The organism is Pseudothauera nasutitermitis (assembly GCF_004801295.1).
In the GTDB taxonomy this organism is placed as follows: domain Bacteria; phylum Pseudomonadota; class Gammaproteobacteria; order Burkholderiales; family Rhodocyclaceae; genus Pseudothauera; species Pseudothauera nasutitermitis.
The window spans coordinates 17070-43696 of the sequence record NZ_SSOC01000011.1 but is presented as its reverse complement, the minus strand read 5'-3'; the positions used below and the strand labels follow the sequence as shown (position 1 = coordinate 43696).

27 protein-coding genes are annotated in these 26627 nt (G+C 66.9%); 13 read left to right on the top strand and 14 right to left on the bottom strand.

Annotated features, from left to right (window positions below):
* Positions 1–18: 18 nt before the first annotated feature.
* The 4 genes from amt to E6C76_RS21600 all read left to right on the top strand — a co-directional run bounded on the left by amt (position 19) and on the right by E6C76_RS21600 (position 5802).
* Positions 19–1404: an ammonium transporter gene (gene amt / locus E6C76_RS21615; RefSeq protein WP_136350342.1), complete on the top strand. Its 1386-nt coding sequence runs from the start codon at positions 19–21 to the stop codon at positions 1402–1404.
* A gap of 220 nt (positions 1405–1624) precedes the next feature.
* Complete coding sequence (locus E6C76_RS21610; protein WP_136350341.1) at positions 1625–2173, top strand: sigma-70 family RNA polymerase sigma factor; 549 nt, start codon at positions 1625–1627, stop codon at positions 2171–2173.
* On the top strand, positions 2170–3186 hold the full coding sequence (locus E6C76_RS21605) for a FecR domain-containing protein (protein ID WP_136350340.1): 1017 nt from the start codon (positions 2170–2172) through the stop codon (positions 3184–3186). The genes E6C76_RS21610 and E6C76_RS21605 overlap by 4 nt, the downstream gene beginning before the upstream one ends.
* A 135-nt stretch (positions 3187–3321) precedes the next feature.
* Positions 3322–5802, top strand: a complete 2481-nt coding sequence (locus tag E6C76_RS21600; RefSeq protein ID WP_136350339.1) for a TonB-dependent siderophore receptor — start codon at positions 3322–3324, stop codon at positions 5800–5802.
* A 51-nt stretch (positions 5803–5853) separates the two neighbouring features.
* Here E6C76_RS21600 and E6C76_RS21595 read toward each other — a convergent pair whose 3' ends face one another.
* From E6C76_RS21595 to E6C76_RS21560, 8 genes are all read right to left on the bottom strand, one after another.
* Positions 5854–6216 carry a HepT-like ribonuclease domain-containing protein gene (locus E6C76_RS21595; RefSeq protein WP_136350338.1) on the bottom strand — a complete coding sequence of 121 codons (363 nt, stop codon included), beginning with the start codon at positions 6214–6216 and terminating at the stop codon, positions 5854–5856.
* A complete protein-coding gene (locus tag E6C76_RS21590) occupies positions 6209–6499 on the bottom strand; it encodes a nucleotidyltransferase family protein (RefSeq protein ID WP_136350337.1) in 291 nt (96 codons plus the stop codon). The genes E6C76_RS21595 and E6C76_RS21590 overlap by 8 nt, the downstream gene beginning before the upstream one ends.
* A 72-nt stretch (positions 6500–6571) precedes the next feature.
* The gene (purU, locus tag E6C76_RS21585; RefSeq protein WP_136350336.1) at positions 6572–7447 is read right to left on the bottom strand and encodes a formyltetrahydrofolate deformylase; all 876 of its coding nucleotides are present in this window, start codon (positions 7445–7447) and stop codon (positions 6572–6574) included.
* A 68-nt stretch (positions 7448–7515) separates the two neighbouring features.
* A complete protein-coding gene (thrH, locus tag E6C76_RS21580; RefSeq protein WP_136350365.1) occupies positions 7516–8127 on the bottom strand; it encodes a bifunctional phosphoserine phosphatase/homoserine phosphotransferase ThrH in 612 nt (203 codons plus the stop codon).
* A gap of 99 nt (positions 8128–8226) precedes the next feature.
* Positions 8227–8895, bottom strand: coding sequence for a DUF799 domain-containing protein (locus E6C76_RS21575; RefSeq protein WP_136350335.1), 669 nt, complete (start codon positions 8893–8895; stop codon positions 8227–8229).
* Between the two features lie 5 nt (positions 8896–8900).
* Positions 8901–9245, bottom strand: coding sequence for a DUF4810 domain-containing protein (locus E6C76_RS21570; RefSeq protein ID WP_136350334.1), 345 nt, complete (start codon positions 9243–9245; stop codon positions 8901–8903).
* A gap of 14 nt (positions 9246–9259) precedes the next feature.
* Positions 9260–9940: a CsgG/HfaB family protein gene (locus E6C76_RS21565; protein WP_136350333.1), complete on the bottom strand. Its 681-nt coding sequence runs from the start codon at positions 9938–9940 to the stop codon at positions 9260–9262.
* A gap of 180 nt (positions 9941–10120) precedes the next feature.
* A complete protein-coding gene (locus E6C76_RS21560; RefSeq protein WP_136350332.1) occupies positions 10121–12076 on the bottom strand; it encodes an ATP-binding cassette domain-containing protein in 1956 nt (651 codons plus the stop codon).
* A 63-nt stretch (positions 12077–12139) separates the two neighbouring features.
* On the opposite strand from E6C76_RS21560, the gene E6C76_RS21555 reads away from it, so the two are divergent.
* Positions 12140–12739, top strand: coding sequence for a hypothetical protein (locus tag E6C76_RS21555; protein ID WP_136350331.1), 600 nt, complete (start codon positions 12140–12142; stop codon positions 12737–12739).
* A 7-nt stretch (positions 12740–12746) separates the two neighbouring features.
* Here E6C76_RS21555 and E6C76_RS21550 read toward each other — a convergent pair whose 3' ends face one another.
* Both E6C76_RS21550 and E6C76_RS21545 read right to left on the bottom strand, forming a co-directional pair.
* Positions 12747–13403: a 2-hydroxychromene-2-carboxylate isomerase gene (locus tag E6C76_RS21550; protein WP_136350330.1), complete on the bottom strand. Its 657-nt coding sequence runs from the start codon at positions 13401–13403 to the stop codon at positions 12747–12749.
* Positions 13404–13433: 30 nt separating this feature from the next.
* A complete protein-coding gene (locus E6C76_RS21545; RefSeq protein ID WP_136350329.1) occupies positions 13434–13790 on the bottom strand; it encodes a DUF2917 domain-containing protein in 357 nt (118 codons plus the stop codon).
* Between the two features lie 114 nt (positions 13791–13904).
* Between E6C76_RS21545 and E6C76_RS21540 the strand changes: the two genes are divergently transcribed.
* Positions 13905–14813, top strand: a complete 909-nt coding sequence (locus E6C76_RS21540; protein WP_136350328.1) for a LysR substrate-binding domain-containing protein — start codon at positions 13905–13907, stop codon at positions 14811–14813.
* Between the two features lie 3 nt (positions 14814–14816).
* Here the strand turns inward: E6C76_RS21540 and E6C76_RS21535 are convergent, their stop codons facing one another.
* Genes E6C76_RS21535 through gshA form a run of 4 tightly spaced genes read right to left on the bottom strand, consistent with a single transcriptional unit; the run spans position 14817 to position 19064 of the window.
* Positions 14817–15710: a DMT family transporter gene (locus tag E6C76_RS21535; protein WP_136350327.1), complete on the bottom strand. Its 894-nt coding sequence runs from the start codon at positions 15708–15710 to the stop codon at positions 14817–14819.
* 39 nt (positions 15711–15749) lie between these two features.
* Positions 15750–16799 (bottom strand): FAD:protein FMN transferase, encoded by a 1050-nt coding sequence (locus E6C76_RS21530; RefSeq protein ID WP_230976361.1) that lies wholly within the window; start codon positions 16797–16799, stop codon positions 15750–15752.
* The gene (gene gshB, locus E6C76_RS21525; protein ID WP_136350326.1) at positions 16796–17752 is read right to left on the bottom strand and encodes a glutathione synthase; all 957 of its coding nucleotides are present in this window, start codon (positions 17750–17752) and stop codon (positions 16796–16798) included. Before gshB ends, E6C76_RS21530 begins: the two co-directional genes overlap by 4 nt.
* Positions 17753–17756: 4 nt before the next feature.
* A complete protein-coding gene (gene gshA / locus E6C76_RS21520; protein WP_136350325.1) occupies positions 17757–19064 on the bottom strand; it encodes a glutamate--cysteine ligase in 1308 nt (435 codons plus the stop codon).
* A gap of 188 nt (positions 19065–19252) precedes the next feature.
* On the opposite strand from gshA, the gene E6C76_RS21515 reads away from it, so the two are divergent.
* The 7 genes from E6C76_RS21515 to E6C76_RS21485 all read left to right on the top strand — a co-directional run bounded on the left by E6C76_RS21515 (position 19253) and on the right by E6C76_RS21485 (position 26623).
* Complete coding sequence (locus E6C76_RS21515) at positions 19253–19828, top strand: DUF5610 domain-containing protein (RefSeq protein WP_136350324.1); 576 nt, start codon at positions 19253–19255, stop codon at positions 19826–19828.
* A gap of 59 nt (positions 19829–19887) precedes the next feature.
* Entirely contained in the window at positions 19888–20316 is a 429-nt protein-coding gene (locus E6C76_RS21510) for an acyl-CoA thioesterase (protein ID WP_136350323.1), read from the top strand.
* A 72-nt stretch (positions 20317–20388) separates the two neighbouring features.
* Positions 20389–21777 carry a prephenate-dependent tRNA uridine(34) hydroxylase TrhP gene (gene trhP, locus E6C76_RS21505; protein WP_136350322.1) on the top strand — a complete coding sequence of 463 codons (1389 nt, stop codon included), beginning with the start codon at positions 20389–20391 and terminating at the stop codon, positions 21775–21777.
* A gap of 9 nt (positions 21778–21786) precedes the next feature.
* The gene (trmA, locus tag E6C76_RS21500; RefSeq protein WP_136350321.1) at positions 21787–22875 is read left to right on the top strand and encodes a tRNA (uridine(54)-C5)-methyltransferase TrmA; all 1089 of its coding nucleotides are present in this window, start codon (positions 21787–21789) and stop codon (positions 22873–22875) included.
* Positions 22876–23025: 150 nt separating this feature from the next.
* Positions 23026–24402 carry a diguanylate cyclase gene (locus E6C76_RS21495; RefSeq protein WP_136350320.1) on the top strand — a complete coding sequence of 459 codons (1377 nt, stop codon included), beginning with the start codon at positions 23026–23028 and terminating at the stop codon, positions 24400–24402.
* Positions 24395–24895 carry a GNAT family N-acetyltransferase gene (locus E6C76_RS21490; protein WP_136350319.1) on the top strand — a complete coding sequence of 167 codons (501 nt, stop codon included), beginning with the start codon at positions 24395–24397 and terminating at the stop codon, positions 24893–24895. The genes E6C76_RS21495 and E6C76_RS21490 overlap by 8 nt, the downstream gene beginning before the upstream one ends.
* Positions 24896–24997: 102 nt before the next feature.
* Positions 24998–26623, top strand: coding sequence for an ABC-F family ATPase (locus E6C76_RS21485; RefSeq protein WP_136350318.1), 1626 nt, complete (start codon positions 24998–25000; stop codon positions 26621–26623).
* Positions 26624–26627: the final 4 nt, after the last annotated feature.

Below are 26627 nucleotides of genomic sequence, written 5' to 3'. Positions count from 1 at the left end.
GCAAGGGAGCCATAGAAAATGAGAAAGCTGATTGCAGTACTGTGGGCGGCCCTGGCCGTCAGTTTTGCGGGCGGCGCGTTCGCCCAGGACACGGCGGCCCCGCTCGTCGAGGCGGCGACCGAGGCGGTCAGCGCCGTCGTGGCCACCGCCGAAGCGGTCGCGGAGGCGGTCACCGAGGCCGAGCCGACGCTCGATAGCGGCGACACCGCGTGGATGCTGACCTCCACCATGCTGGTCATCCTGATGACCATCCCCGGCCTGGCGCTGTTCTACGGCGGCCTGGCGCGCAGCAAGAACATGCTGTCGGTGCTCATGCAGGTGTTCGTGATCTTCTCGACGATCACCGTGCTGTGGGCCATCTACGGCTTCAGCCTGACCTTCGGGGGTGAAGGCACGTTCTACGGCAGCTTCGACTACGTGTTCCTCAAGGGCATCACCCCGGACACGCTGTCCGCCGCGCTGCCGACGATTCCCGAATTCGTCTTCGTGGCCTTCCAGTCCACCTTCGCCGCCATCACTTGCGCGCTGATCGTCGGCGCCTTCGCCGAGCGGGTGAAATTCTCCGCCGTGCTGCTGTTCGCCGTGCTGTGGTTCACCTTCAGCTACATCCCGATGGCCCACATGGTGTGGGGCGGCGGCCTGCTGGCCGAGGACGGCGCGCTGGACTTCGCCGGCGGCACCGTGGTGCACATCAACGCCGGGATCGCCGGCCTGGTGGGCGCCTACCTGGTGGGCAAGCGCATCGGCTACGGCCGTGAGGCCCTCACCCCGCACTCGCTGACCCTGACCATGGTCGGCGCCTCGCTGCTGTGGGTGGGCTGGTTCGGCTTCAACGCCGGCTCCGCCGGCGCGGCCGACGGCATCGCCGGCCTGGCCTTCATCAACACCATCCTGGCCACCGGCACGGCCACTGTGGCGTGGATCGTCGGCGAAGCGCTGTTCAAGGGCAAGCCTTCCATGCTGGGCGCGGCTTCCGGCGCGGTGGGCGGCCTGGTCGCGGTGACCCCGGCGGCCGGCTTCATCGGCCCGATGGGCTCCATCGTCCTCGGCCTGATCGCCGGCTTCGCTTGCCTGTGGGGCGTGAGCGGCCTGAAGCGCCTGCTGGGCGCGGATGACGCGTTCGACGTGTTCGGCGTGCATGGCGTGGGCGGCATCGTCGGCGCCATCCTCACCGGCGTGTTCGCGGCCCCGTGGCTGGGCGGCACCGGTGCGGACGACTTCTCCATCGCTGCCCAGGTGTGGGTACAGGTGAAGAGCGTCATCGTCACCATCGTGTGGTGCGGCGTGGTCTCGTTGATCGCCTACAAGATCGTCGATGTGCTGATCGGCCTGCGCGTCTCCGAGGAAGAAGAGCGCGAAGGGCTGGACATCACTTCGCACGGCGAAACGGCCTACCACCACTGAGCCGATCGATCCTCCCCGGCCGACCGTCCTCTCCTCCGGTCCGGCCTCGACGGCGCCCTTCGGGGCGCCGTTTTTTTTGCACGCGTCCGGCCCCGCCCCGAGCTTGCCTTTGCAGAAATCCAGCCAGGAAATAGAATGAAAACCATTCTTGTTTATTTGCAGCCCAGGCTGGCTTCCAGGAAGGTGCGGAAGATCACCAGCAACAATCCCGGGGCCCGGTATGCCGAAACACCTGCTGCGGCAAAAGCAACTGGAAACGCTCTACCTCGATCACCACCACTGGCTGTTCGGCTGGCTGCGCCGCAAGCTGGACGATGGACATGGCGCGGCCGACTTGATGCACGACACCTTCGTCAAGGTCATGGGCAAGACCGAGCAACTGGATCAGATCCGCGAGCCACGCGCCTGGCTGACCACGATTTCCCGCGGCGTGCTGATCGATCATCTGCGCCGGCGCGAACTGGAACGCGCCTATGCGGATGCCGTTGCCTTGCTGCCGGAAGAACAGGCCCCCAGCCCGGAAGACCAGATGCGGATGATGTCGGTGCTGATGCGCATCGATGCGCTGCTGGCCGAACTGCCATCCAATGCGCGCATCTGCTTCCTGATGTCGCGCCTGGAAGGCCTGCCCTACACCGAAATCGCCCGGCGCCAGGGCATCTCCCTGTCGTCGGTGGAAAAGCACATGGCGCAGGCCATCCGCCACTGCCACCGGATGCGCCTGCAGCTTGCACGCGAAGAACTCCTGCGGGGCGGGCACGCCGGATGAGCACTGCACCGGGGCAGCCCGCGACACTGCATGACGACCTCCCGCCGGCGGTGCTGGAGGCGGCCATCGGCTGGATGGTGAAACTCGAATCCGCTGCCACGGATAGCGGACTGCGGGCCGCCTGTGAACGCTGGCGTGCCGCCGACCCACTGCACGAACAGGCATGGCGGCAGTTGCACTGGGCGGAAGAGGACTTCCATCTGCTTCCCGCCTCCAGCGCGTCGCTGGCAGGTGACACGCTGGCCAGGCTCGAAACGCAGCGCCGCAGCCAGCGGGGCCGCCGCCAGGCACTCAAGGCGCTGGTGCTCGGCGGCACGGCGCTCGGGCTGGGCTGGCAGCTCGGGCGGCAGGGCAACCCGCTGCCCGCGCTCACCGCCGATCTGCGCAGCTCCACCGGAGAGCGCAGGCAAATCACCCTGGAAGACGGCACCCGCCTCGTTCTCAACACCCACACCGCCGTCGATCTGCGCTTCAGCACGCAGGAACGCCTGCTGGTGCTGCTGCGCGGGGAAATCTTCCTCGACAGTGGCGCCGATGCGGCACACGGCGGCAAGCGCCCACTGCGGATACGCACGGCGCAGGGCGTGTTCCAGGCGCTCGGCACACGTTTCCACGTACGGCAGGACGAGGCCGCCACCTGGCTCAGCGTGACCGAGGGCGCCGTGGCCCTGCCCTCGGCCTCCGCCGAGGCAGCACGCATCGCCCATGCGGGCGAGGTCTGGCATGTCGGCGCGGAGGGTGCCTCGCCCGTGCGCGATACCCCGCTCGACCTCACCGCCTGGACCGAAGGCGTGCTGGTGGCCCGCCAGATGCGGCTGGAAGATTTCCTCGCCGAACTGGGCCGCTACCGCAGCGGCTGGCTGCGCTGCGATCCCGCCGTGGCCGAGCTGCGCATTTCCGGCGTGTTCCAGCTGCACGACACCGATCTGGTGCTGACTGCACTGACGCAGACGCTACCGGTCAGGGTGAAGCAGCGCAGCCGCTACTGGATCATGGTGGAAAACGCGCGTTGAGGAAAAGGCCGGGGTATTCGGCACTGCCCCGGCCCTGTGGCGTTGCTCGCGCAAAAAAATGAGCATCCTTTACGGGTTTTGCGTCCCTCGTTCGGCAGGTAGAGGTCGTTCAACATCTACCGAGGAAAAGCCGACATGACGCATCCCCCGCGCCCCCAGCGCAAACCGCTCGCCATGCTGCTGCACGCCGCCTTCGCCGGCAGCCTGCTGCTCGCCGTTCCGCTGCTGACCAGTCCCCTAGCCCATGCCCAGAGCGCCGAACAACGGCACTACGAAGTGCCCGCCGGCCCGCTGGAAGACGCCCTCAACCGCTTCTCCCGCCAGGCCGGCATCACCTTGTCCTTCGACCCCACGCTGACGCACGGCCTGAATTCCCCCGGCCTGCGCGGCCAGTACGATCTGCAGGGCGGCCTCGACACGCTGACCGCGGGACAGGGCGTGCGCGCCGTACAGGGAAGCAGCGGCAACTGGACGCTGATGCAGCTGCCGCGCCCCGCGGGTGGCGACGCCAGGCTGGCGCCGGTGACGGTGACCGCGAAGGCCGAGCGCACTGGCATCACCGAAAACACCGGCAGCTACACCACGCGCAACATGCAGACCGCCACCAAGCTGCCCTTGTCCATCCGGGAAACACCGCAGGCGGTCACCGTGGTCACCCGCCAGCAGATGGACGACCAGAAGGTGGAAATCCTTGAAAACGTGCTGGCGGCCACCCCCGGCATTTCCATGACCAAGGACGGCCCCCACCGTGTGGCCTTCTATTCGCGCGGCTTCGCCGTTGACAGCCTGATGACCGACGGCCTGCCCAGCGAGCTTTCCCACTACATCAGCCGCGAGATGAACGCCACGCCCGACATGGCCATCTACGACCGGGTGGAGATCGTGCGCGGCGCCACCGGCATGATGCAGGGCGCCGGCAACCCCTCGGCCGCCATCAACATGGTGCGCAAGCGCCCGACCGCCACGCCGCAGCTTTCCGTCACCGCCAGTGCCGGCAGCTGGGACAACTACCGGGTCGAGGTCGACGCCGCGAATGCGCTCAACGAGGCCGGCACCCTGCGCGGCCGGGTGGTGGCGACCTATCAGAACAAGAACAGCTTCCAGAACGTGGCCGACACCGAGCGCTCCGTGCTCTACGCCATCGCCGAAGCCGACCTCGGCAAGCAAACCTTGCTGACCGCGGGTTTTTCGCACCAGAACGCCAACCACACCAGCAGTTGGGGCGGGCTGCCGGTCGCCATGGACGGAAGCAACCTGGGGCTGTCGCGCTCCACCTACCTGGGCAATAACTGGGATTACTGGGACCAGGACAACACCACGCTGTTCACCCAGCTTGAACATCGCTTCGGCAACGACTGGAAACTGCACTTGTCGGCCAGCCACACCTGGTCCGATCTGGACATGCTGGGTTCACAACTGGAACGGACCTACTGGGTGGATGCCCGCCAGTTCGGCCAGTACGTCGGCCAGTACAAATACACCGACCGGCAAAGCAGCTATGACGCCTTCGCCTCCGGCCCCTTCCGGCTTCTCGGGCGCAGCCACGAACTGGTGGTCGGCGCCAGCCTGCGCGACCTCGATTTCGACGGCAAAGGGAATTCCCGCAGCGACGAACTCGACCTGGACATCCACAACTGGGACCCGGGCAGCGTCGCACCGCAAGCCATGGACCTGAACTACTGGCACCAGGATCGCACCACGCGCCAGAAGGGTTTCTACACCACCGCGCGCTTCAACGTTTCCGACACGCTGAAGTTCATCGTCGGCGGCCGCTACGACTGGTTCGACTACGACGCGAAAACCCGCAACGGCACCCGCACGACCCGCTCCAGGTACGCCGTCGACCGGCACTTCACCGCTTACGCCGGCGTGATCTACGACCTCGATGCGCGGCATTCCCTCTACGCCAGCTATACCGACATCTTCAAGCCGCAATCGGCGCTGAACGCTTCGGGCAAGACGCTCAAGCCCATCGTCGGCAAGAACTACGAAATCGGCCTCAAGGGCGAATATTTCGGCGGCGGGCTGAATGCCAGCGTGGCGCTCTTCCGCATCGATCAGGAAAACCGCGCCAAGGCCCTCACCCGCGACCAGTGCTCCGACCTGGTGCCGAGTTGCAGCGAAGCGGCCGGTGAAGTCCGCAGCGAAGGGATCGAACTGGAACTCAATGGCCGCCTGACGCCGGGTTGGCAACTGGCGGCCGGCTACACCTTCGCCGAGGCCAAATACCGCAAGGACGCGGACCCGGCCAAGGTCGGCCGGTTGTTCGCCACGGATCTGCCGCGGCACATGTTCAAGCTATTCACGAGCTATCAAATGCCTGGAGAACTGAATCGCTGGAAAATCGGTGGCGGCGTGTCGTGGCAAAGCGATATCTACAACAAGGGCACGAACTTCTACGATGCCGGCACGCCATTCCGCATCGAGCAAAAGGCTTACGCCCTGGCCAACCTGTTCGTCGGATACCGTGCCTCGAAAAATCTCGACGTCCGTCTCAATATCGACAATCTGTTCGACAAGACCTACTGGCGGGCGATCGGGAGCAATACGGCTTACGCGGTCAACCAATATGGCGAACCCCGCAAATTCACCCTGACGGGGCATTATCAATTCTAGGCCAGTGCCGGGCACAACGGCCGAAGGGCGTTGTGCCTCATGCTTCCCGATTCAGGCCCTTCCGTCACCCGTATCCAGAATGGCGCGCAGCTTCGGCAGAAGCGCCGGGACATCGTCCCGCACCATGCTCCACAGCGTATCGTTGTCGATACCCAGATAGCCGTGAATGAGCCGGTTGCGCGCGGCAATGATCATCCGCCATGAAATCTCGGGATGACTGTCCCTGATTTCCGCTGGAATGCGGGTTGCCGCCTCGCCCATCAGTTCCAGCCTGCGGATGGTCGCGTCGAAGTGCAGGTCATTGGCGACGAAGGTTTCGAGCGTCATGCCCTGCGTATAGGCGACCACCTTCTCGCCGAAATCGATCATGTCCTGGATGTAGAAGCGCCACTCCCGTTTTGGCGCTTCAGACATGCAGCGCCTCGCGCTCGATGTACGGACGCAGTTCCTTGCGCAGGGCCTTGTCCGTGACCAGATCTACAGGGGCGCCGAGGAGGTCTTCGAGAAAGAATTGCACACCGAAATAACGCTGCGAACTGGCCGGCCCGTCGAAACGTACCAGCACGTCCACGTCGCTGTCCGGCCGAGCCCTGCCGTGAAGGGTGGAGCCGAAGAGCGCGAGGCCGATGACACCGAAACGTTCGCGCAGCAGGGGTTTGCTCTGCGCCAGCAGGGCCAGTGCGCGCTCGCGGTCCATGCCGTTCTCCCGAAGTCGACTATAGCCCCGATCTTAGGCCTTGCCGTTCGCCGGTCAAGCCCTGCGGGACATTCAGCGGAACACGATGGTCTTGTTGCCGTGCAGCAGCACGCGGTCTTCCAGATGGTAGCGCAGGCCGCGCGCGAGCACGGTCTTCTCGATGTCCTTGCCGTAGCGCACCATGTCCTCGACCGCGTCGGAGTGGTCGATGCGGATCACGTCCTGCTCGATGATCGGCCCCTGGTCCAGGTCCGCGGTGACGTAGTGGCAGGTGGCGCCGATCAGCTTCACGCCCTTGGTCCACGCCTGGTGGTAGGGCTTGGCGCCGACGAAGCTGGGCAGGAAGCTGTGGTGGATGTTGAGGATGCGCCCCGGATAGGCGGCACACAGTTCCGGCGAAAGGATCTGCATGTAGCGCGCCAGCACCATGGTGTCGCCGCGCACTTCCTCGAAGATGCGCTGAACTTCGGCATAGGCGGAGGCCTTGTTGTCCGCGGTGACCGGCACGTGATGGAAGGCGATGCCGTGCCATTCGACGAAGCCACGCAGATCGTCGTGGTTGGAGATCACGCAGGGGATCTCGATGTCCAGTTCCTTCGACTGCCAGCGCGCCAGCAGGTCGTACAGGCAGTGCTCCTGCCTGCTCACCAGCACCACCACGCGCTTCTTCACCGCCGAATCGGTGATCTTCCAGTCCATTTCCAGCTCTTCGGCCAGCGGGCGGAAGCGTTCGCGGAATTCGGCGAGATGGAAAGGCAGGGAATCGGCACGGATTTCCACGCGCATGAAGTAGCGCCCCACCGCCTCGCCGTCGCGCGGCGGCTCGGCGTGCAGCGCGGTCTCCAGAATCCAGCCCTGGTGCTCGGCGATGAAGCCGGAAACCTTGGCGACGATGCCCACGCGGTCGGGGCAGGAGGCGGAAAGCGTGTAGAAGCGGGTGCGATGCATGGCTTGTGCCTGGAAAAACCGCGCCCCCGGATGGGGGCGGCGGGAAAAAACGGTATGAAACTGCGTGATCAGCCGGCGCGGGCGAAAGCCTTGTCGATTTCCACGCGCAGCGCAGCGTAGTCGCGCACCACCGGGTACTGCGGGAATTCGCGCACCACGTTTTCCGGCGGATGGAACAGGATGCCGCCGTGGGCCTCGCCGAGCATCGCGGTGTCGTTGTAGGAATCGCCGGCGGCCACCACCTTGAGCTTGAGTTCCTTGAAACGTTTCACCGCTTCCTGCTTCTGGTTGGGCATGCGTAGATGGTAGTTCACCAGCACGCCGTTGGCGTCCGCTTCCAGGCTGTGGCAGAACAGCGTGGGCCAGCCGAGCTGGCGCATCAGCGGATGGGCGAATTCGTAGAAGGTGTCGGACAGGATGACCACTTGGTAACGCTCGCGCAGGCTGTCGAGGAACTCGCGCGCACCGGCCATCGGCCCCATGTCGGCGATCACTTCCTGGATGTCCGGCAGGCCCAGCTTGTGCCGCGCCAGGATGTCCAGGCGGTACTTCATCAGCGTGTCGTAGTTGGGCTCGTCGCGGGTGGTGCGACGCAGCTCCGCGATGCCGGTGCGCTCGGCGAATTCGATCCAGATTTCCGGAACCAGCACGCCTTCGAGGTCGAGACAGACGATCTGCACGGTAGGGCCTTTCAAGGGTGGCAAACGGCCGGCGATTCTAACATCAGCCCTATGCAGCCACGAGCCGAGATGACCATGCAAGTCACCTCGGCCCGTCAATCAATCGGTGCGATAGCGGGGAGAGCGCGGTCCATACAGAATTCCGTTTGACCAACCTGCGGTCAACAGGCGCATGCTGGTAACGCCCGCAACCGTATGGCTGTGGTCAGTCACCGTCTCGGCGATCTGATGGACAATCGCCTGGACCAGCAATCCGATCAACCCGCCCGAATTGCTGCGCCCCTCGGCGCTGGAGGCCGTGGCAGTCCCTTGCCACAACTGGGCACCCGAATGCAGGTCGACCATGACCGCCTGGGCGGTCACTCGCGATTCGCTGCTGATCACGCTATAGGACGTTCCATACTGTGATATGCGTATGTAAACTGCCGCGTCCGCACCGAAAATTTCCTTCAGCTTGGCCGGTGCAACATCGTGCATTTGTCCAGGATCGGTTACGCCATTCTCCCGGAACATCTCGTCAACCAGGGTGACCGGCAACACGTAATAGCCGGACTCGGCCAACGGCAGCGTAACGTGCGAAAGGAAGCTATAGCTGGCATCCACTTCGGGCGAGTCATTGAGCGGCGGAAGAACCAAGAGGGTACTGGGCCTGCTCTCGCGGAAGGCACTGTAATCGAATGATTTCTGCGGCGTTGCGCAGGCGGTCGCCAACAGTACCAACGTGGATATCAAAATGCTACGGCTGTATGAGAAGAAAGGCTTCTGCATTCCGGTCACCTGAATTTGGCCAACAAACGATCCATGAACATGGCTGATTCCGGAAAGCGCGTCTTTTCCGCCTCGAATGCCTTGCCCATTTCCTCATGCCGGCCAGCCTTGCCATACAGAAGTCCGAGGTGGGCGCTATACCCCGGTGGAAGCGCCTCTCCTTCGGCGGCTGCCTTCTGCGCCCCTTCCTCAAGCTGAACGATCAGTTCATCGGGAGAACTCTGTGCGCGGAAGTATGCGTGGACGCTGGGCTGGTAGTTGCCCCAGTAGTAGAGACTCTTCGACTGTTGTGTTGCGCAGCCTGCAAGCACAGCGCCAAGGAACAAGGCGAGCAATGATCTTGAATACATTCACGCAGTCCCTTTCAATCGGCAGAGGGGTGCCACGCACCGGATTCCATGCCCGCAACGAGTCCGGCAACCGCTTCCTGAATGGCAAGATCCAACACTTTTCCGTTCAGTGTCGAGTCATAGCCGGCGGTACCACCGAAACCGATCACCTCGCGGGCAGCCAGGGTGTACTCACCCGCCCCTTGGGTGGAATACACCACCTCGGACGTCTCGACGTTGACCACGTTGAGGCTCACCTTGGCATAGGCAATCTGGGATTTGCCACGACCTAGGATGCCAAACAGCTGACGGTCACCGACCTCCTTTCGTCCGAATTCGGTCACATCACCCGTCACGACATGATCGGCGCCTTTTAGATTCTGGTTTTTCTGCTTGATCGATGCTTCTTGAGCGATCTCGCTCATGTTGTCACGGTCGAGAACGGTAAACCGGCCTGTTTGCTGAAGATGCGTGATCAGGATCGTCTTGGCTTGCCCACCGAGCCGGTCAACGCCATCCGAAAATACGCCACGCATGAAATTGGAACGATTGTCGAACTTGCCAACGGAAATGGGACTACGAACTCCCTGCCGAATTGGTTCGGAAACCACACTCCGAGGCACTTCTATGACGCGAGACGTTTCGGTGGCACATCCGCCCACGAACATTGTGGAGAGGCCAAGCAAGAGCATGAGGGAGCAATTGAGAACACGCATGATGGTTGTCCGAGGAGTAAAAAGTAGCCAGTAGCTCACATAACCAGATGATTGAATTCAAAATTTCATAGCAGGACTATGCCAAGAGATGCAGAAATCCAGTTATAAATGCGGACAGCATCATGCCTGGACTGTCGTGTTTACACAAGTCCGCCGTCATTCTTTCAAGGTACCGCGGTTTCACTCTTCCCCGACCATCAACGCCTCCAACGCCTCCAACGCCTCGGCCAGTTCCAGCCAGCGCAGTTCGGCTTCCTCGATCAGCCCGGTCAGTTCGGTCTGCCGGCGGGTCAGGGTTTCCAGCTGCGCCAGATCCGGATTGGCGTAGAACGCCGGATCGGCCATGCGGGCGTCGAGCAGTTGCTTTTCGCTGTGCCAGCCGGCCAGCTTGCGGTCGATCTGCTCGCTCTCCTTGACCAGCGGCCGGCGCGCGGCCAGGCGGACCTGGCGGTCGGCGGCGGCCTGCGCGCGGTCGGCCTTGCGCGCGGCCTTGTCGGCGGCGCGGTCGGGGCACTGCGCCGCGGCGGCGGCTTGCGCGCGGCGCGCGGCCAGCCAGTCGCGGTAATCGTCCAGGTCACCGTCGAAGGGCAGCACCTTGCCGCCATCCACCAGCAGGAAGCGGTCGCAGGTGGCGGCCAGCAAGGCACGGTCGTGCGACACCAGCACCATGCCGCCCTGATAGTCCTGCAGGGCCAGGGTGAGGGCGTGGCGCATTTCCAGGTCGAGGTGGTTGGTGGGTTCGTCGAGCAGCAGCAGATTGGGCCGCCGCCAGATCAGCAGGGCCAGCGCCAGGCGCGACTTCTCGCCGCCGGAAAAGCTCGCGCACGGCGCGGTGGCCGGGGTGGCGGTGCCGCCCACACCGTCGCCGCGAAAATCGAAACCGCCCAGGTAGTCGCGCAGATCCTGCTCGCGCGCGGCGGGGTCCAGGCGCTGCATGTGCTGCAGCGGCGATTCGTCCGGGCGCAGGGTTTCCAGCTGGTGCTGGGCGAAGTAGCCGGTGGCCAGCCCCTTGCCGTCCATGCGCCGGCCGTCGGCCAGGGTGAGTCCGCCGGCCAGCAGCTTGATCAGCGTGGACTTGCCCGCGCCGTTGCGCCCCAGCAGGCCGATGCGCTCGCCGGGGCGCAGGGTCAGCTTCAGGCCGTCGAGGATGGTGGCGGCGCCATAACCCACCCGGCCCTCCTCGATGGTGAGCAGCGGATCGGGCGCCGGCGGCGCGTCGCGGAAGCTGAAGCCGAACGGCGTATCCACGTGCGCCGCGGCGATGCGCTCCATGCGCTCCAGCGCCTTGATGCGGCTCTGCGCCTGGCGCGCCTTGGTGGCCTTGGCGCGGAAACGGCGGATGTAGTCCTCGATGTGGGCGATCTCGCGCTGCTGCTTGTCGTGCAGGGCCTGCTGCTGGGCGAGGCGCTCGGCGCGCTGGCGCTCGAAATCCGAATACGCGCCGGAGTACAGCGTCAGGCGCCCGCCTTCCAGGTGGGCGATGTGGCTCACGCAGGCATCGAGGAACTCGCGGTCGTGGGAGATCAGCAGCAGCGTGCCGCGATAGTCGCGCAGCCATTGCTCCAGCCAGATCACCGCGTCCAGGTCGAGGTGGTTGGTGGGTTCGTCCAGCAGCAGCAGGTCGGAACGGCACATCAGCGCCTGCGCCAGGTTCAGGCGCATCCGCCAGCCCCCGGAAAAATCGGCCACCGGACGTTCCAGATCAGTCGGCACGAAGCCCAGGCCATCCAGCAGGGCTGCCGCCCGCGCCCGCGCGCCGTAGCCGCCGATCTCGCCCAGGCGCGCGTGCAGCTCACCGATGCGCCCGCCCTCGGCGGGGTCGTGGCGCGCCTCCAGCATCGCCAGTTCGTCCTCGATGCGGCGCAGTTCGGCGTCGCCATCCAGCACGTACTCCAGCGCCGGGCGCGGGAGCGCCGGGGTTTCCTGTGCCACCTGGGCGATCACCCAGGCCGCCGGCAATTCCAGATCGCCGCGCTCGGCATGCAGTTCACCGCGCAGCAGGGCGAACAGACTGGACTTGCCGCTGCCGTTGGCCCCGGTCAGGCCCACCCGCCAGCCGGGATGGATCTGCAGGCTGGCGCCCTCAATGAGCAGCCGCGCGCCGCGCGCGAGCGACAAATTTCGAAACTGGATCACGTCATCGCCTGAGAGTGCAAAGGCGTTATTCTACGCGTCCAGCCTACTCGCCCGAGTTGCCCCATGCGCCCGCGCCTACGCCTCAGCTCCGCATTCCTGGCCTCCGCCGCACTGCTCCTGTGCGTGGCCCCGGCAACGGCCGAAGAAACCGACGCGGCCCGCGCCGAGCGCCTCAAGGCGGAAGGCAAGGCCATCCGCGAGGCCGCCGACGCCCGCTTCGCCGCCGAAGAACCGGCCTGCTACCAGCGCTTTCAAGTCAACCGCTGCATCAGCGACGCCCGGAACGCCCGCCTGGAAGAAATCCGCCGCGCCCGGGAAGTGGAAGCCGAGGCCCGTCGCCTGGACCTCATCGAACGCCAGCGCCGCGCCGCCGAACTGGGTGTGACCGACAACACCGCGCCCCGCGAGGCGGCCTCGCCTTCCACGCTGGACAGTCAGCTGCCGGCGCCCGATCCGGCCGCCGAGGCTCTGCGCCGGGAACGCGAGGCGGCCTTGAGCGCCAGCGAACGGGCGGCCGCCGCGGAGCGCGCCGCCAAGGATGCCGAACGCGCCGAACGCCGCGCGCGCGCCGAAGCCGACGCGGCGGAACGCGCCGAAAAGGCCGAGCGCGACCGCCAGCGCTACGAGGAACGCATCCGCAAACGCGCAGCCGAGCAGCGCTAGGGCATGCTCACTCGTCCCCAGCGGGGGAAGTGCCACCCATCACCGCCCACTCCAGCGCATCGGCCAGCCGGTCGTTGCCCCAGAACAGCTCCTCTCCAACCCGGAAGCTCGGCGCGCCGAACAGGCCCAGTTCGGCGGCGCGCTCGGTCTGCGCGCGCAGCGCAAGCTTGTTCTCCGGCGCCTGCGCGCGCGCCAGCATCGTATCGACGGGCAGGCCGAGCGCCGCGAGCAGTTCGCCGATCACGACCGGATCGGCGATGTCGCGATCCTCGGCGAAGTTGGCCCGCATCACCGCGCGCGAAAACGGCGCCACCCAGCCCTCCTCCACGCCGACCAGCGCCACCCGCGCGGCCAGCAGACCACTGCGCGGGAACCGGCTGGGCAGGCGGAAGGGCAGGCCATACTTGCCCGCCAGGCGGGCCAGGTCGCGCCACATGTAGCGCCCCTTGGGCGGATAGATGTTGAATGGCGAATCGTTCCAGCCCAGCGCGAGGAACACCGGGCCGAGCAGGAAGGGCCGCCAGACCACCTCGACGCCGGCCTCGCGCGCGGCATCCTCGATGCGCATCGCCGACAGATAGGAATAGGTGCTGGCGAACTCGTACCAGAACTCGACGCGCGGGCGCGTGTCCGCATTGGCGGAGGACGGGGAGGCGGCGGGCATGGGCAACTCGTCTCGATGGCCGTGCTGCCACTATAGAGGACGCGCGCCCGCACTGCCCGGCAGGCGCCCCGCCAGATCCCGGGCAACCGTGCTGCCGCTGCGCGGGTCCAGCCAGCCCGCCAAGCGGCGTAGCCAGCCATGCGGCCGGGGGGCCATGGCGGCGCGCAGCAGGATTTCCGCCCCCAGGTTGGAGCTCATCACCACCACGCTGGAGCATTCCAGCACAAAGGACTGGCCGGCGTGCAGCACGACGTCGCGGCTGTCGCCGTACTGGGTGATCCACGTGCAGCCGCTGCGGCAGATGACCTCGGTGCCGGCCGCGCCGGTGAGCATGTGTACGGCGCGCGGAGCGAGCCGGTGGGTGGCGATTCCAAAGCGGGCATCCATGATGGCCTCCTGTAGCAACGGGCCGCCGCAGACCGGCTACCCTTGCATGCAGTATCGTCATCCACTAGTGTGCGAACAAACGGTGTTTTTGCATGGAACGGATGCGAGAAAGTCATGCATGAAGATCTGCGCCAGTTGCCTCCACTGGACCCGCTGCGCGGCTTTGCCGCCGCCGCGCGCCACTTGTCGTTCACCCGCGCCGCGGCGGAATTGTGCCTGACCCAGTCGGCCGTCAGCCGCCAGGTGCAGACGCTGGAGGCGGCGCTGGGCGTTGCCCTGTTCGTGCGCGGTATCCGCAGCCTGCGACTCACCGCGGAAGGCGCGCGGCTGGCCGCTGCGGCCGACGGTTGGCTGGCCGAGTACGCCCGGCTGGCGGATGCGCTGCGCCGACCGGGCGCGCGTCCAGTCACGGTGACCGCTTCGTTCGGCATGTCGGCGCTGTGGCTGGTGCCGCGCCTGCGCGATTTCCAGCACCTTCATCCGGATACCGAGGTGCACATCGCGGCAGGCAACCGCATGGTGGATTTGGCGCGCGAGGACATCGACCTGGCGCTGCGCTACTGCCCCGACCGCGACACGCCGCCGGAAGCGGTGAAGCTGTTCGGCGATACCGTGCTGGCGGTGGGGCATCCATCCATTGCCGCCGGACTGGAACTGAACGCTGCCACCCTGCCCGGACTTACCCTGCTGGAGTACGACGAACCGAGTTTTCCCTGGCTGGGCTGGGAGCACTGGCTGGCCGCGCTCGGCCTGGAAGGCGTGCGTCCGCGGGCGCGCATCGGCTTCTCCCACTACGATCAGTTGATCCACGCTGCCGGAGCCGGCCAGGGGCTGGCGATCGGCCGCACGGTACTGATCGACCCGCTGATCGAGGACGGCCGCCTGATGCCGGTGGGCGAGCGCCGCATGACCGTGCCGGGGCGCGGCTTCTGGCTGGTGCCGGCGCCCCGCCCGATGCGCCCGGAGGTGCGGCGCTTTGCCGATTGGGTGGTGGAGACGGCGCGCGCCGACGCGGCCGCCTGAAGCTCAGTCCGCGGTGGGCCGGTTGGCCACCCAGATGCCCAGGCCGACCAGGCCGAGCGCAGCGAACACCGCCGGCGTGAGCGGTTCGGACAGCAGCAGGGCGCCGGCCAGCACGCCCATCACCGGGGTCAGGAAGGAGAACGAGGCCAGCCGGGTGGCCGGATAGTGGCGCACCAGCCAGAACCAGCCCACGTAGCTGGCCGAGGCCACCACGACGATCTGGAAGGCCAGGCTGGCCCACACTGCCGCGGATGGCGCGAACACGCCCGGTTCGCCGAAGGCCACGGCCAGCGGCGGCAGCGCCACGGCGGATACCGCAAGCTGGTACAGCAGGGTCTTTTCCGCGCTCGCGCGCACCAGCGTGGTCGCCTTGATGGTGAGCGTGGAGGCGGCCCAGAACATCGCGGCCAGGAAGATCAGCAGATCGCCTTTCCAGGCCTCGCCGGGCGAGCCGACGAGATTCTCGCCGAACAGCGCCAGCACGCCGAGGAAGGCCAGCCCCATGCCGATCCACTGCGCGCGCCGCATGCGCTCCTGCGGCAGCAGCCATACCGCGCCGAGGGCGACGAAGAACGGCGCGGTGTACAGGAAGATCACCCCGCGCGAGGCGCTGGTATACGCCAGGCCGGCGAAGATCAGCGCGAATTCGATGGAGAACAGCAGCCCCGCCAGCAGGCCAGGCACCAGCGTGCCGTCGGCGCGGAATAGCGGCACGCGGCGTACCAGCGTCCAGGCGTACACCAGGACCAGCGCGCCCACGGAGCGCAGGCCCGCCTGCCACAGCGGGGAGATGCCGGCGGCGGCGATCTTGATGGCCGCCTGCTGCACGCCCCATAGCGTGCAGAACAGCACCATCAGCGTGATGGCGAGGCGGTCGAGCTGGGTTTTCGGCGGCATGGCGGGTAAACGGCGCAAAAGCGGAAAAGACGCGGCGGCTCAGTCCACCACCGCGTCCGCACGGCTGTCGCCCACCCATTGCAGGCGGGCGCGCAGCGCGCGGGTGACTTCGACGCGGCCATCGGCGTCCACCCGCAGGGCATGGTCGATGCCGAAGCGGCGGGTGTACTCGCGCCAGCCGTCGCCGGCGATGAAGGCCGGCTTGCTCGGCCCGTCGGACAGCGTGCCCGCCCCTTCGCGCGGGGTGATCAGCACGGTGAGCGCCTGGGTGCCGCGCGCCGGGCGGCCGGTGCGCGGGTCGAGCAGGTGGGTGTAGCGTTCGCCGTCCAGCTCGAAATAGCGCTGGTAGTCGCCCGAGGTGCCGATGGCCTCGCCGTCGTACAGCGGCAAGGTGGCCAGCGGGCGCGGCTCGCGCGGATGCTGGATGCCGATGCGCCAGGGCTGCTCACCCTTGGCCCCGAGCGCCATGACGTTGCCGCCGATGTTGATCAGCGCGTTGGCAATGCCCATGCCGCGCAGGATGGCGGCGGCGCGGTCGAGCGCATAGCCCTTGGCGTAGCCGCCCAGGTCGATCTGCACCAGCGGGTTGGCGCTGGACACCCGCCGGCCGTCGATGCGCAGGTCGGCCATGCGCGGACGGGCGTCGATCAGCGTACGCAGTGCTTCGGCGTCCGGCACCACCGGCACGAACTCGTCGGTATGAAAGCCCCACAGGGCGATCAGGCGACCGAGCGCGGGGTCGAACAGCTCATCGCCGGTGACCGCCATCTGCTGCGCATCGTGCAGCAGCATGGCCAGTTCTTCCGACACCTCCATGCTCTCGCCGCGCGCCAGCGCCTCGTTCAGGCGGGTCAGTTCGGAGGGCTGCCAGGCATGGTAGGCGGCATGCAGGCGGTCGAACTCGCGCAGCACGGCATCCATGGCGCGGCGCGCCTCGGCGGGATCGGTGCCGTACACCGAGACATCCACCCGGGTGCCGAACACATAGGCTTCCTGGCGGAACACCTCGGCACGCGAACAGGCGCCGAGCAACAACGCAAAAGCCAGCAGCGCCACCCAAGGGCGGCGCCACCACAGGACAGGGCTCACGGGCAGGCGGCCTCGACCTGGTCGAGCAGCAGGCCGGGCACGGAAAAGCCAGTTTGCGCGGTGATTTCCACGAAGCAGGTGGGGCTGGTGACGTTGATCTCGGTGAGATGCCCGCCGATCACGTCCAGGCCGACCACCAGCAGGCCGCGCGCCCACAGCACCGGGGCGAGCGTTTCGGCGATTTCGCGTTCGCGTTCGGTGAGCGGCATGGCCACCCCGCGCCCGCCGGCGGCCAGGTTGCCGCGCGTCTCGCCGGCCTTGGGGATGCGCGCCAGGGCGTAGGGCACCACCTGGCCGCCGAGGATCAGCACGCGCTTGTCGCCCTCGCGGATGGCCGGCAGGTAGCGCTGCGCCATGATGGTGCGTGCGCCTTCCTGGGTGAGGGTTTCCAGGATCACGTTGCGGTTGGGGTCGTCCGCGCGCACGCGGAAGATCTGGCTGCCGCCCATGCCGTCGAGCGGCTTGAGCACCACGTCGCCCAGCTCGTCGATGAAGGCGTTGATCTCGTCCGCGTCGCGCGCCACCAGCGTGGTCGCGGTGAACTGCGGGAATTCGGTGATGGCGAGCTTTTCCGAGTGGTCGCGGATCGCGCGCGGGTCGTTGAACACGCGCGCACCGCCGGCCGCCGCGCGTTCGAGCAGCCAGGTGGCGGCGACGTATTCGAAGTCGAAGGGCGGGTCCTGACGCATCAGCACCGCATCGAAGTCCACCAGCGCCACGCTGGCGCACTCGCCGGCCTCGTACCACGGGTGGTCGCCGGCCAGCGGGCGGATGCGCAGCGCGCGCGCATACACGCCGCGCTCCGGATGCCAGGCCAGCGCCTCGCGCTGGAGGGTCCACACCTCGTGGCCGCGCGCGGCGGCCTCGCGCATCATGGCGATGCTGGAATCCTTGTAGGCCTTCAGCCCGTCCAGCGGGTCGAGGATGAAGGCCAGACGCAGCGCGGTGCCCATGGCCTCAGCCCAGCTCGGCGAGTTCGGTGATCTCCGCCGCCGGCGCGGTTTCCTCGATTTCCACCGAGGCGGCCAGCAACGCCAGGCGCGCCACCACGCCGTAGGCGTAGAAGCGGTTGGGCGCGGCGTCCGGGCCCTGGTTGCAGTCGGGCAGCGTGCAGCTGGTCTCAAAGGCCAGCGGCTTGAAGTGCATGCCCGGGGCGTTGAGGTTCTCGTCGCGCCCGCGCTCGGTGTGCACGCGGTAGAAGCCGCCCACCACGTAGTGATCCATCATGTACACCACCGGCTCGGCCACCGCGCCCTCCACGGTCTCGAAGGTGTGCACGCCTTCCTGGACGATCACCTCGTGCACCTCCAGGCCCTCCTTCACCACGGCCATCTTGTTGCGCTGGCGGCGGTTCAGGCCGACCACCTCGGAGGCATCCCTGACCGTCATTACCCCCATGCCGTAGGTGCCGGCGTCGGCCTTGACCACCACGAAGGGCTCGTCGGCCACGCCATATTCCTTGTACTTGGCGCGGATGCGTGCGAGCAGCGCATCCACCTGGGCGGCCAGACACTCCTCGCCGGTGCGCTCCTGGAAGTTGATCTGCCCGCACACGCCGAATTCCGGGTTGATGCGCCAGGGGTCGATGCCGATGGCGGCGGCGAACTCCCGTGCCACGCGGTCGTAGCACGCCGCATGCACCGACTTGCGCCGCGCGTGCCAGCCGGCGTGCAGCGGCGGGATCAGCCACTGGTCCTCGACGCCGCGCAGGATCTCGGGAATGCCGGCCGACAGATCATTGTTGAGCAGCACCGCGCAAGGCTCGAAGCCGGCCACGCCCACCATGCCGCCACGGCGCTCCAGCGGTTCCAGGGTCAGCGTGGCGCCATTGGCCAGTTCCAGCGTGGTGGGTTCGGTGATGTCGGGCAGCAGGCTGCCGATGCGCACGTTGAGCCCGGTCAGGCGCAGGATGGCCACCAGCTTGGCGACGTTCTGCAGGTAGAACTGGTTGCGCGTATGGTTCTCGGGGATCAGCAGCAGCTTGCTGGCGCTCGGACAGATGCGCTCGATGGCCGACTGCGCGGCCTGCACGCACAAGGGCATGAAGGCATCGTTGAGGTTGTTGAAGCCGCCGGGGAACAGGTTGAGGTCCACCGGCGCGAGCTTGAAGCCGCTGTTGCGCAGGTCGGTGGAGCCATAGAAGGGCGGCATGTGGTCCTGCCACTGCGCACGCATCCACTGCTCGATCTCGGGAGCCTTGTCCAGAAAGGTTTTTTCCAGTTCCAGCAGGGGGCCGGTCAGCGCGGTGGTGAGATGGGGAACCATGGTGATCGCTCGTGGAGATCGCGCCGCGGGCAGCTGCCCCACGGCGGTGGATCGGGCGCCAATCTTACACCACGCCCCCAGCCGCTTTCACGCGGGACGCGGCGCGCCGCCATCTCAAGTTTTTGCGCCGGCGGCCGTTAAACCAGCAATGCGGTCGTGTGTCGACCAACCCAAGGAGGAATTTCGCCATGCCTTCGCTTACCCCCGCTTCCAGCCCCGAAACCCGCCCCAGCACCGCCGCCGAGCGCCCGACCAACGTCCGCGTGGCCGCCCGCCAGGAACTCAACGCGCAGATCGTCACCGCGTCGCTCAACGTCTCGATCAAGAGCGGCGACGACTCCCTGGCCCTGCTCTACCGCAGCGCCATCGACAGCATCAACGAAAGGCTGGAAGCCGAACTCGGCCCCAACGCCATCCAGAACGCGGCCGCCAACCAGGACAACACCCCGGAGGCCACCGCCGGGCGCATCCTCGATTTCGCCACCAATTTCTTCGACGCCTACGCCGCCCAGCGCCCGAACGACGACCCGGAGCAGGTCGCCAAGGATTTCGTCGAACTGATCCGCGGCGGTTTCGAAAAGGGCTTCGGCGAGGCACGCGACATCCTGCAGGGCCTGGGCGTATTCAACGGCGAGGTGGAAAGCGGCGTCATGAAAACCTACGAACTGGTGCACAAGGGCCTGGACGACTTCCTCGCCGGCAAGCTGGCGCCACCAACCACCGAAGCCGGCACCGAGGCGGCGGCGGACAAGCCGGCCGCCTGAGCGGCTCCGCGGGCACGGCGCTATCATCGGGGCTTCCCATTCCCCGATGAGGCGCCGACATGGCCCGCGTCCAGATCGAACTCCCCGCATCCTTCGCGTTTTCCACCGACATCCAGCTCTACCTGAGCCACATCAACTACGGCGGCCACCTGGACAACGCGCTGCTGCTCACCGTGGTTTCCGAAGCACGCGCGCGCTGGTTCAAGGCCCTCGGCTATACCGAACTGGACGTGGAAGGGCTGGGCATCATCGTCTCCGACGCCGCCCTGCAGTACAAATCGGAAGCCTTCCACGGCGAAACCATGCAGGTGGACATGAGCGCACAGGAATTCAACAAGTACGGCTGCGACCTGGTGTGGCGCATGCGCGAGCGCGACAGCGGCCGCGAAGTGGCGCGCGGCAAGACCGGCATCGTGTTCTTCGACTACCAGACACGCAAGGTGGCCGGCGTACCGCAGGGCTTCCGCGAGCGCTTCCCGGCGGACTGAACCGCCGGCCGGGGTAGAATCGCGCCCCTTCGGCCACCTCCCCGTCTCGCGCCGCATCGCGCGGCCACCGCCATGACCGCTCCCCGCCACCCTGAACTGCTCGCCCCCGCCGGCTCGCTGGCGATGATGCGCACCGCCTTCGCCTATGGCGCGGACGCGGTGTATGCCGGGCAGCCGCGCTACTCGCTGCGCGTGCGCAACAACGATTTCGGCCGCCTCGACACGCTGGCCGCCGGCATCGCCGAAGCCCACGCCGCCGGCAAGCAGTTCTATCTGGTCAGCAACATCGTTGCGCACAACGCCAAGCTGCGCACCTACCTCGACGACATGGCCGAAGTGGTGGCGCTGCGCCCGGACGCGCTGATCATGGCCGACCCCGGTCTGATCATGCTGGTGCGCGAGCGCTGGCCCGAGCTGCCCGTGCATCTGTCGGTGCAGGCCAACACCACGAACTGGGCGGCGGTGCGCTTCTGGCAGTCGGCGGGCGTGCGGCGCGTGATCCTGTCCCGCGAGCTGTCGCTGGACGAGGTGGCGGAAATCCGCGACGCCTGCCCGAACATGGAACTGGAAGTGTTCGTGCATGGCGCGCTGTGCATCGCCTATTCCGGGCGCTGCCTGCTCTCCGGCTACTTCAACCACCGCGACCCCAACCAGGGCACGTGCACCAACTCCTGCCGCTGGGACTACAAGCTGCACGAGGCCACCGAAGACGGTGCCGGCGATGCCCGCCCCAGCGGCGCCACCCCGCTGGGCAATCCGAAGGGCTCCGGCACCGTGGGCACCGCCGTGCAGGGTCCGCCCGCGCTGGGCGGCGGGCCGCGCCACCTGGGCGGCAGCAAGGTCTGGCTGCTGGAAGAGGGCAGCCGCCCCGGCGAACGGATGCCGGTGGAAGAGGACGAGCACGGCACCTACATCCTCAATTCGCGCGACCTGCGCGCCATCGAGCACGTGCGGCGCCTGGTGGACATCGGCGTGGATTCGCTGAAGATCGAAGGCCGCACCAAGAGCCCTTATTACGTGGCGCGCACCGCCCAGGGCTACCGCCGCGCCATCGACGACGCACTCGCCGGCCGGCCCTTCGACCCGCGCCTGCTCGGCGAGCTGGAGGGCCTGGCCAGCCGGGGCTACACCGACGGTTTCTACCAGCGCCACCACACCCCGGACCAGCAGAACTACCTGCGCGGCCATTCGGAATCCGGACGCAGCCTGTACGTGGCCGACCTGGCCGGCTTCGACGCGGCGCGCGGGCTGGCCGAGCTCAGCGCCAGGAACACCTTCGGCCTCGGCGACCGGCTGGAATTCGTGCAGCCCGGCGGCAACGTCGAGACCGTGGTCGACCGCCTGGAGGATGCCGACGGCCACCCCATCGAACGCGTTCCCGGCAGCGGCCACCGCGCCTGGCTGCCGCTGCCGGCCGGCGTCGATGCGGCCGCGCCCTGTTTCATCGCCCGTTTTCTCTGAAGAGCATCAATGCCCCTGCCCGTCTTCGATCCCGCCCGGTACGACGCCCAACTCGCCGGCAAGCTCGCGCGCTTCAAGGCCGATTTCGCCCCGCTCGGCCTGCCCGAGCCGGCGGTATTCACCTCGCCGCCGCTGCACTACCGCCTGCGCGCCGAGTTCCGCCTGTGGCACCACGGCGGACGGGTGGATTACGCCATGTTCGACGCGGCCGATCCCCGGCAGCCCATCCTGCTCGACGACTTCCCCGCCGCCGCCGAACCCATCGCGCGCGCCATGCCGCGCCTGCGCGAGGCGCTGATCGCCAGCGAGGAACTGAAACGGCGCATCTTCCAGGTGGAATTCCTCGCCACGCTGTCCGGCGAACTGATGATCAGCCTGGTCTATCACCGCAAGCTGGACGCGGCCTGGGAAAGCGCCGCGCGCGCGTTGGCCGCCAGCCTGGGCGCACAGATCCTCGGGCGCAGCCGGGGGCAGAAGATCGTGCTGGAGCGCGACTGGCTGCTGGAGGAATTCGAACTGGACGGCCGCCGGCTGCGCTACCAGCAGTTCGAAGGCAGCTTCACCCAGCCCAACGGCGAGGTGAATCGCAAGATGCTCGGCTGGGCGCGCGCGCAGGCCGCGGGCAGCGGTGGCGATCTGCTGGAACTGTACTGCGGCAACGGCAACTTCACCCTGGCGCTGGCCCCGCTGTTCGACCGGGTGCTGGCCACCGAATTGTCGAAATCCTCGGTGCGTGCCGCGCTGTACAACATCGAGGCCAACGGCGCGGACAACATCGCCATGGTGCGCATGTCCAGCGAGGAACTGTCCGACGCCATGGCCGGCGGGCGCGAATACCGCCGCATGCAGGGCGTGGATCTGGCTGGCTACCGCTTCTCCACGCTGTTCGTGGATCCGCCGCGCAGCGGGCTGGACCCGGCCACGCTGCGGCTGGCCGCCGGCTTCGAGCGCATCCTGTACATCTCCTGCAATCCGGCGACGCTGCGCGAGAATGCCGAGGCACTCGCCGCCACCCACCGCATCGCCGCCGCCGCAGTGTTCGACCAGTTCCCCTACACCCACCACCTGGAGTGCGGCCTGCTGCTTGCGCGCGCCTGAAGAACGGCATTGCCCGCGGGGCGTATGGACGCGCCGGCGCAAAGCCGTGCCCTGCGTCGCACAACGACAACAGGGTCGTCCAATAACCCTTGCCCTGACAGGGACGCATGGCAGAATGTCGGCTCTTTCCACGCGCACGGGGAAACTCCGATGCACAGCGGCGAATCGATCGCGGCGGACTGGGCCAAGTTGTTCGACGACGTATCCACCGGCGTCCGCAACACAGTGTACGACACCGTGCTGACCTATGGCGCGGACATGGCCGACGCGTTCTACGCGCGCATGCTCACCGACCCGGACGCGCGCCCCTTCCTCACCCACGAAGCGGTGGAAAAGCGCCTGCGCTTCTCCATGAAGCACTGGCTGGAAACCCTGTTCTCCTGTTCCGACGTGGAACGCTTCGCCGCCGCGATGGCCATGCAGCGCCACGTCGGCGAAGTGCATGCACGCGTCGAGCTGCCGGTGAACATCGTCGCGCGCGGCGCCCGCGTGCTGAAGGGCGAGATCGCCCACCGCCTGCTCGGCGCCGGGCTGGCCGCCAGCGATCTGGTCGACGCGGTGCTCTACGTCGACAACCTGATCGATCTGGCCTTCGAGGAGATGAGCTCGGCCTACGTCGCCTCGCACGAGCGCGCCGCGCGCACCGATGAAGCCTACCGGGTGTTCTCCTACGGCCAGAACATGTCGCTGGAGCGCGAACGCCAGCGCTCCGCCCTGCTCGACTGGGAAAACCGCTTCCTGCAGGAAATGATGAACGGCGCGCCCGGCGACGAGTTGCAGACCCTGGCCGATTCGTCCTTCGGCCTGTGGCTGCACCACAAGGCCAACACCATCTTCGAGGGCTCGTCGGAGCTGCCCATCGTCCGCCAGACCATGCACACGGTGGACGACAACCTGCTGCCGCTCTGCCAGCAGCAGTTCGGCAACCCCGACCGCGAGGAAGTGCGCCGCCTCAGCAAGATCGTGCAGGCCGAACTGGGCCAGCTCAAGTTCCTCATCGACGGCATGTTCGAGCGCTTCGTCAGCCTGGAGTCCGGCAAGGACGCGCTCACCCAGCTGCTCAACCGCCGCTTCCTGCCCGCCGTGCTCAGCCGCGAGATCGAGCTGAGCCGCAGGCACCGCAAACCCTTTGCCGTGCTGCTCGCCGACATCGACCACTTCAAGCACATCAACGACCGCTACGGCCACGAGGCCGGCGACCGGGTGCTGCAGCAGACCGCCAACCTGCTGCTCAACACCGTGCGCTCGGGCGATTTCGTGTTCCGCTACGGCGGCGAGGAATTCCTCGTGCTGCTGGTCGAGGTGGACGATGCCCACACCCGCCGCGTCGCCGAAAAGCTCCGCGCGCGCATCGAGCAGGAAATCTTCCTGCTGCCCAACGGCCAGAGCCTGCGCGCCACCGCCAGCATCGGCATCGCCCTGCACGACAGCCATCCCGACTACCAGCGCCTGATCAACCGCGCCGACGACGCGCTGTACCGCGCCAAGCACGAAGGCCGCAACCGCTGCATGAGCGCCGATGAATAAGGCCGCCCCATCCGCCCCGTGCGTGGTCGCCACCGATCCGCGCGACCCGGTGCATGCCGCCGCGCTGGTGGCCCTGCTAGACCACTACGCCCACGACCCGATGGGTGGCGGCGAGGGCCTCGAACCCGCCGTGCTCGACGCCTTGCCCGCGCGGCTGGCCGAACGCACGGATTTCATCTCCTTCCTGGCCTACGCCAATAAAACGCCGGTCGGCCTGATCAACTGCTTCGAAGGTTTTTCCACCTTCAAGGCACGCCCGCTGCTCAACGTGCACGACATCGTCGTGCATGCGGACTGGCGCGGATGCGGCGTCGGCCAGGCCCTGCTCGCCGCCGCCGAGCAGGCCGCGCGCACGCGCGGCTGCTGCAAGCTCACGCTGGAAGTGCTGTCCAACAACCAGCGCGCACTGGCCGCCTACGAGCGCGCCGGCTTCGCCCCCTACGTGCTCGATCCGGCCGCCGGACAGGCGCTCTTCCTGCAGAAGTGGCTGTAAACGCCGGCCCGGCGGCGGCCCCGCGCTAGTGTCGCGACATCCGGTGTCGCGACACTAGGCTATAATGCAAGGCTTTGTTTTCACGCAGAAACAGGATTCGCCGTGCTCGTCGCCGCCAACATCACCCAGCAGTTCGGGGCCAAGCCCCTGTTCGAGAATGTCTCCGTCAAGTTCGGCGAGGGCAACCGCTACGGTCTGATCGGCGCCAACGGCGCCGGCAAGTCCACCTTCATGAAGATCCTGTGCGGCATCCTGGAGCCTTCCGCCGGCAACGTCTCCAAGGATCCCAACGAGCGCATGGCCTACCTGCGCCAGGATCAGTTCGCCTATGAAGAGCGCCGCGTACTCGACGTGGTGATGATGGGCCACGAGGAGCTGTGGGCGGCCATCCAGGAACGCGACGCCATCTACGCCAACCCGGAAGCCACCGAGGACGACTACATGCGCGCCGCCGAGCTGGAAGGCAAGGTGGGCGAGTACGACGGCTACACCGCCGAATCGCGCGCCGGTGAACTGCTGCTCGGCGTGGGCATCGGCACCGAACTGCACGACGGGCCGATGAAGAACGTCGCCCCCGGCTGGAAGCTGCGTGTGCTGCTGTGCCAGGCGCTGTTCGCCAACCCGGACATCCTGCTGCTCGACGAACCCACCAACAACCTGGACATCAACACCATCCGCTGGCTGGAAAACGTGCTGAACAACCGTGACTGCACGATGGTGATCATCTCCCACGACCGCCACTTCCTCAACCAGGTGTGTACCCACATGGCCGACCTGGACTACGGCACCATCACCGTGTACGCCGGCAACTACGACGACTACATGGAAGCCTCCACACTGGCGCGCCAGCGCCAGTCGGCCGCCAACGCGCGCGCCAAGGAGAAGATCCAGGACCTGCAGGAATTCGTGCGCCGCTTCTCGGCCAACAAGTCCAAGGCCAAGCAGGCCACCAGCCGCCTCAAGCTGATCGACAAGCTCAAGCCCGAGGACGTCAAGCCCTCCAGCCGCCAGTACCCGTGGATCCGCTTCGACTACGACGAAAAGGACAAGCTGCACCGCCTGGCCTGCGAGATCGACAGCATCAGCTTTGCCTACGAAGGCATGGAAAAGCCGCTGATCAGCAAGTTCAGCATGGCCATCGACGCCGGCGACAAGGTGGCCATCATCGGCGAGAACGGCGTCGGCAAGACCACGCTGATCAAGCTGCTGGTCGGTGAACTGACCCCGCAGAAGGGCCACGTGAAATGGGCCGAGAAGGCCAAGCCGGGCTACTACGCGCAGGACCACTCCGCCGACTTCGCCGAGGACGTCAGCCTGACCGAGTGGATTGCCGAATACTCGCGCATCACCGCCGCCGCCACCGGCGAGGACAACGAGACCCTGCTGCGCGGCACCCTGGGCCGCCTGCTGTTCTCCGGCGACGAGGTGAAGAAGTCGGTGAAGGTGATCTCCGGCGGCGAACAGGGCCGCATGCTGTTCGGCAAGCTGATGCTGTCGCGCCCCAACGTGCTGCTGATGGACGAGCCGACCAACCACCTGGACATGGAATCCATCGAGTCGCTCAACAGCGGCCTGGAGAAATTCCCCGGCACGCTGATTTTCGTCTCGCACGACCGCGAGTTCGTCTCCTCGCTGGCCACCCGCATCGTCGAAATCAGGCTGGACGGGACCATCGTCGACTACCGCGGCACCTACGAGGAATACCTGTCCAGCCAGGGTCTGGAGTAAGAGC